Below are 6,111 nucleotides of genomic sequence, written 5' to 3' on the forward strand. Positions count from 1 at the left end.
AGTGGTCTGAGCCGTTAGTTCGTCGGGGGTATTTGCCAGGCTGTCGGGTCGCCGAGGTAGAGCCCGCATGCGGTGTCGAGTGCGTCTTCAGGGCTGCCGGTGAAGTCGCCTGTAGGCAGCAGCGAATCTTCGTACTTGCCCTTGGACGCGAGGTGGATCGCGAAGCCCCATCTGCTAGCGGAGCCGTTGTATCGCAGCCGCATCAACACCAGGACCGACTCGTCCGGTAGTACACCGTCGACGTAGGCGAACGCGCCACGAAATCGGACGTTGACTCGCGCGAGTTGCGGCCACCTCGTTCGGGCGTGGCCGCTGAGCTTGAGGCGCAGTGAGCTTTTCGTCGATTCCGGTGGTGTCGGCACGCATCCGATCGTGCCCGATCCGTGTGGTCCACCCAACATTTCGCGGATCATCGGCGTGCCGCGGCCCGAGACAGGTGTGACTCAGGTGTCCTTTTGAGGCATGAGTGACAAAACCGCTCGACCCTCGGCCTGCGTGATCGTCCTGTCCACCAGCGACCGTCAGGTTCTCGAAACATGGGTGAGGTGTGGGTCGACACCGCAGAAGACAGTGCTGCGGTCTCTGATCGTGCTGCTCGCCGCGGACGGCTGCACCAACGCAAGTATCGCCATCGAACTCGACGTTCATCCCGACACGGTCCGTAAGTGGCGCAGCCGGTTCCACCATCACGGTATCGATGCCCTCGCCGACGCACCACGGTCGGGCCGGCCACCGATCTACACCCCCGCTGACATCGCTGCAGTGAAAGCGTGGGCGTGTCAGATCCCGGCCGATCACGATATTCCGATCGCACGGTGGTCCACCCCGGAACTCGCCGCCCAACTCGCACGCGACGGCATGACCGTCTCGGTGTCGACGGTGCGCCGGTGGCTGGACGAGGATGCGCTCAAACCGTGGCAGCATCGCTCCTGGATCGCCGCCCGCGACCCGAACTTCGAGATGAGAGCATCTGTCGTTCTCGACCTGTACGCACGCCGCTACGCAGGCAAACCGTTGGGCAGCAACGAGTTTGTGATCTCGGCCGATGAAAAGCCGTCGATCCAAGCCCGCGACCGCTGCCACCGCACCACCGCCGCCGCACCAGGTCGCCCGATGCGCGTCAGCCACGACTACCGCCGCCGCGGCGCGCTCACCTACCTCGCTGCCTACGACGTCCACACCGCACGGGTCTTCGGCCGCTGCGAGCAAAGCACCGGCATCACCGAGTTCACCGCCCTCGTCGATCAGGTCATGACGAGCGAACCGTACGCGTCCGCCGACCGGGTGTTTTGGGTCGTCGACAACGGCTCCTCGCACCGCGGACAAGCATCGATCGACCGCCTCACCGCCCGATACCCGAACGCGGTCATGGTGCACACCCCGGTGCACGCATCATGGCTCAACCAAGTCGAGATCTACTTTTCCATCGTCCAACGCAAAGTCCTCACGCCCAATGACTTTCCCGACCTCACCTCAGTCGAGAACCGGTTGCACACCTTCGCCGAACGCTACAACCGCACCGCCGAACCCTTCGCCTGGAAATACACCCGCCGGGACCTCCACCGCCAACTCAAACTGATCGATCAAAGCAGCGAGGCGGCATGACCCCCCGACGAACTAACGGCTCAGACCACTAAGCAAGAGTCGCTGATCTCGGTGAAGCAGAACACCGCACTCGTGAATGGCATCGACGCCGAGATCAATGACCTCTTGCGACGCACCACGTCCCTTCGCAAGCTACTGTTGCAGAGTTACAGCCAGTCGCTGGGCTGCTTCGGGACCGGTTTCCTTGCGCTGTCGGCGTCCCAGCAGTCACTGCTTGTGGCTCTGGTGAACAACACCAAGTCATGCGCGGCCCTACTCGACACGCGGATCAGCCAGGCCGCCAACAATGAATGACACAGTAGCCCTTGGAAAGAGCAACCAAGAACAGGCAGTCGCCGCCTGGGTGAACTACCTCAACCAACTCCGGCTCGACACACTGCTGAGCACACTGCGCCGGCAAGATGTGAACCTGGCGGACGCACTCACTAGCGTCGACAATGCGATCGGCAAGATCGACCTGGAGGTAGTCGCCGCCAACCGTGGCGGAGTGAAAGGCATGCACGGTTTCATTGCCGAGGTCGCAGAGGTGGGCGTCGGGAATGCTCGGAGCCAAATCCATGGCGGAGACACTGTCTACCGATGGGTGAACGACAACGGCCCTGTGGACCTGATGCATGGCGGAGTCGAGATCCAGCAAAAATTTGTTGCGTCCGGCGGCCGCTTCGGTCTCGGCGCAATCGCCGACCACCTGCAGAAGTATCCCGACTTCGTCAAGCGCGGCGGGAAGTACCAGATTCCCCGCGATCAATTCGAAGTGATCCAGAAGCTACACGCGATGCCACGCGAAGAAGCGGGCAAGGCCCTGACGCTCGGCGGGGACGGCCCATCTTTCAAGGACTGGACACGAGTGCAAACGTTCTTCGACGAGGGATCCGTCAGCATTGAATCGCTCGAGCCCTCACACCTTGACTACTCCGCGGTCCAAAAGGGCACCTATAGCGCAACTCTGGAGACGGAGAAACAATCCCTCCGGTCCACCGACAAGGCCCTCCGCAACGATGCTCACCAAAGAAATCGGCCTACCCTGCAGGAAGGCGCGAAGGCTACGGCCGCTGCCGCTGCCATCGAAGGCGGGACCGCCTTCGTACTGGCCGTAGTCGAGAAACGCCGCGCCGGCACACATCTCAAAGATTTCACTGGCGAGGATTGGTCCGACATCGTCGGCACAACCGGTTTTGCCGTCGCAAAGGGCGGTGTCCGAGGTTGCAGCATCTACTGGCTCACGAACTTCACCGCCACACCCGCAGCCGTCGCCAGCTCGACGGTTACCGCAGCCTTCTGCGTCGCGGAGCAGGCGAACAAGCTCCGTCGCGGCGAGATCGATGAGCTGACGTTTATCGAGAACGCTGAGCTCATCTGCCTGGAGACCGCCATCAGCGCGCTGTCGTCCTTCGCCGGGCAGGCTCTCATCCCGGTACCCGTCCTCGGTGCCGTGATCGGCAACACCGTCGGCACCATCATGTACAAGGCCATCTCGTCCTCGCTCTCCCAGCGGGAGGCTTCGCTGATCGAGCACTACCTCAGCGAGCAACGCGAACTCGATGAGCAACTCGCCGATGACTACCAGGAGCTCATCGAGAAGCTCGACGCGAGCATGTCCACTTATGTCGGGTTACTCGAACGGGCCTTCTCCCCTGACGTGGAAGTCGCTCTCCTGGGATCTGTCGACCTCGCAATGGAACTCGGGGTGGCTTCGGAAGACATCTTGGATTCAGACGAGAAAGTCTTCGCCTACTTCCTCGACTAGCAAGCAGATCCTCAACACCTCGACTATCCGCTTGAGTCGCCTGGCCAACGGTGCTGGCCGCCCGATAAGGCGCCCTTATGTCAAGCGCATCGGTCCCTCGACAAACGTGCGCGTTCCGATAGCAACAGGTACTTACGGGCTGGAGGCCGCCATACTGCCACGCCAATATGGACCAGCACCTGGCTCCTCCAAAACGCGCTCGCAGTTGCAACGCCCGCTCACGATCGTGAGCTGCGTCGGCGTTGACGCCGCGCCCGACGACGAAACTGCCACGAAGGCCGTCGAACCGATCGGCGAATCCTCAAAAAGAGACCACAGCGATGGCAGAATTGGCCGATGAGGACAGACCTGTCGCGACTTCTGCTGACCACCGCTCCTATCGTGCTTCTCACTGGCGACTCCGGAACGGGAAAGACCTCAATTCTCCAGGCCTGCCAGACTGAGCTGCGGAGGGATCACTTGGCCGCCCCGGCTCCGGTGACCTGCAAGTTCGACAGCGGCGCACTCCAGCTAGCGATATTGAACGCTCTATCTGTCGCACTTGCCGAGGGGTCAGCAGACAAAGCGACGTGGCGGAGATTAAGACACCGCCTGGGCGAGGCAACGCGTAAGACGGCGGTCGACATCGGAAAGAACTTGGGCAAAGCCGTTACGCAAGAATTGATGTCACTTGTTAAGTCGAGAATCGGAGAACACGCAGGAGAAGGCATCGGCGCCTTCATTAAGAACCTTCGGACAGATTCAGAGGAGGCATTGCGCCGCGACCTGCGCGCCCGCTCTGATGAGAACGTTGTTCGTCTACTCATAGCTCTAGCCGACTCCACGGCGGCCGTACTAGGCAGCGGACTGGTCCTCGCGCTTGACGAGTGCCAGCGTCTCACCGATGAAGACCACCGCATTCTCGCATCAATGGTTCTCGACCCTCCCAAACGTGCGAGACTCATCATCGCCTGGTCCACAGCAGACGACGAATCCCGCCGCGGGCTGACACGTCTCAGAGAGCAGGCGTGTACAGAGATCACCGTATCGGGCATGACCGATACTGAAGTCCAGCAGTGGGTGCGCGACGCGCACCTCGACGAAGCCGCGGCCAGCAGGATCTTTGCCCTTAGCAACGGGTACCCGCTTGTAGTTGAGGGATTAATTCGCCAGCTCAGAAGCGGTCAGTCGCTCGACGGTTACACCGCGCCCACCGCTTTTACCTCGGCCCTCGCCGACGCATTGATCCGACTCCAGCCTTCCGCGCACGCAGCGGCTCGCCGACTTTCGGCGTTCGTTGACCCGCCTTCTGAAACAAGACTGCTCGACTACCTAGGTTATACTTCCGTGGAGTGGGGAGTCGTCCGTGCTGCGTTAGTACTACAGCCGTAGATAGGTAGTTTCGGCGTGTTTGCGCTGGTAGGCGCGGTTGCCGCGGCATGATCTCGAGTTTGTGAAGACATCCAGATCAGCTGCGGCAACCGCAGCACTGAGGGTAGACCATGAGCGGTGGCATGCGGGCCTGGATGGGTTGTTGGAGTCGTTCTCGTCGCGGTTCGCGCGGGTCGAAGCACGACGCAACGCCGGTGCGCTGGTGCTGGGTTTGCTGGCCGATATAGGTTCCAAGAACTGCTGGACTATCGCCGAACTATCGGGCCATGGCACCCCTGACCGACTGCAGCACTTGCTGTCCCGCGCTAAATGGGACGCTGATCTGGTCCGCGATGACGTTCGCAGCTATGTCATCGACCACCTGGCCGACCCTGATGCGGTGCTTGTCGTTGATGAGACCGGCGACTTGAAGAAGGGCACCAACACCGTTGGGGTACAACGCCAGTACACCGGAACCGCCGGACGCACGGAGAACTGTCAGGTCGCGGTCTACCTGACCTACGCCGCCGCTCGCGGACACACCCTGATCGACCGAGCGCTGTACCTGCCGCAGCACACCTGGGCCACCGACCCGCAGCGAAGGACCAAGGCCGGGGTCCCTGACACGGTCGAGTTCGCTACCAAACCAGCCCTGGCAACCACGCTGGTCGAGGCGGCCCTCGACGCCGACGTTCCGGCCTCGTGGGTCGCTGGCGATGAAGTGTACGGCGCAGACCCGAACCTACGAAAAGCGTTGCACAACAGACAGATCGGCTACGTCCTGGCCGTCGGATGCAATCGGCAGGTCCCCACAGCCGCCGGGAAGATCCGGGTCGATGCCCTTGCTGAGAATCTACCGCCGCGGTCCTGGCACAAGATGTCTGCCGGCGCCGGTAGCAAAGGACACCGCTGGTACTCCTGGGCCTTGATCGCGACCACCGAGCGTCCCGATGTTGGCCTCTGTCACGTGTTGGTGCGGCGCAACGATAGCTCCGGCGAGCTCGCCTTCTATCGCTGCTACAGCCCGGCACCGGTGCCGCTGAACCAGTACGTCCGAGTCGCCGGGCGGCGGTGGACGGTCGAGGAATCGTTCCAGAGCGGCAAAGGCCTGACCGGTCTGGATCAGCATCAAGTGCGGACGTGGACGTCCTGGCACCGCTGGATTACCTTGGTCATGGCTGCGCACGCCTTCCTGGCCGTGCATACCGCCACTGAACGCCTGGCCCAACCCTCAGAACCTGGACTGATCCGGTTGTCGGTCAACGAGTTCCGCAAACTCTTCACGATCCTCGTCCTCACACCACTGCATGCCATCGCTGACCCCCTCCGCTGGTCACTCTGGCGACGAAAACACCAATACCGAGCCCGACAACACCACTATCAACGCAGGTCACAACAACAATGAACCC

6 protein-coding genes are annotated in these 6,111 nt (G+C 61.8%); 5 read left to right on the top strand and 1 reads right to left on the bottom strand.

The genetic code is table 11. From position 1 onward, the window contains the following. Positions 1-14 precede the first annotated feature (14 nt). The gene (locus BFL43_RS00360) at positions 15-362 is read right to left on the bottom strand and encodes a hypothetical protein (RefSeq protein ID WP_084889720.1); all 348 of its coding nucleotides are present in this window, start codon (positions 360-362) and stop codon (positions 15-17) included. Between the two features lie 100 nt (positions 363-462). Between BFL43_RS00360 and BFL43_RS00365 the strand changes: the two genes are divergently transcribed. The 5 genes from BFL43_RS00365 (at position 463) to BFL43_RS00385 (ending at position 6,107) form a co-directional block, all read left to right on the top strand. Then, entirely contained in the window at positions 463-1,605 is a 1,143-nt protein-coding gene (locus BFL43_RS00365) for an IS630 family transposase (RefSeq protein ID WP_084889713.1), read from the top strand. 51 nt (positions 1,606-1,656) lie between these two features. Next, a complete protein-coding gene (locus BFL43_RS00370) occupies positions 1,657-1,899 on the top strand; it encodes a hypothetical protein (RefSeq protein ID WP_206186587.1) in 243 nt (80 codons plus the stop codon). Continuing rightward, complete coding sequence (locus tag BFL43_RS00375; RefSeq protein WP_084889744.1) at positions 1,892-3,352, top strand: hypothetical protein; 1,461 nt, start codon at positions 1,892-1,894, stop codon at positions 3,350-3,352. Before BFL43_RS00370 ends, BFL43_RS00375 begins: the two co-directional genes overlap by 8 nt. 336 nt (positions 3,353-3,688) lie before the next feature. Further along, a complete protein-coding gene (locus tag BFL43_RS00380; RefSeq protein ID WP_084889746.1) occupies positions 3,689-4,723 on the top strand; it encodes an ATP-binding protein in 1,035 nt (344 codons plus the stop codon). Positions 4,724-4,865: 142 nt separating this feature from the next. Then, positions 4,866-6,107 (top strand): IS701 family transposase, encoded by a 1,242-nt coding sequence (locus BFL43_RS00385; protein WP_084889687.1) that lies wholly within the window; start codon positions 4,866-4,868, stop codon positions 6,105-6,107. Positions 6,108-6,111 lie beyond the last annotated feature (4 nt).

The organism is Williamsia sp. 1135, from assembly GCF_002095395.1.
GTDB lineage: Bacteria > Actinomycetota > Actinomycetes > Mycobacteriales > Mycobacteriaceae > Williamsia.

Bases quoted from the DNA above. Each gene is read 5' to 3' on its own strand.
- BFL43_RS00375 (WP_084889744.1), top strand. From the start codon at position 1,892: ATGAATGACACAGTAGCCCTTGGAAAGAGCAACCAAGAACAGGCAGTC.
- BFL43_RS00380 (WP_084889746.1), top strand. From the start codon at position 3,689: ATGAGGACAGACCTGTCGCGACTTCTGCTGACCACCGCTCCTATCGTG.
- BFL43_RS00365 (WP_084889713.1), top strand. From the start codon at position 463: ATGAGTGACAAAACCGCTCGACCCTCGGCCTGCGTGATCGTCCTGTCC.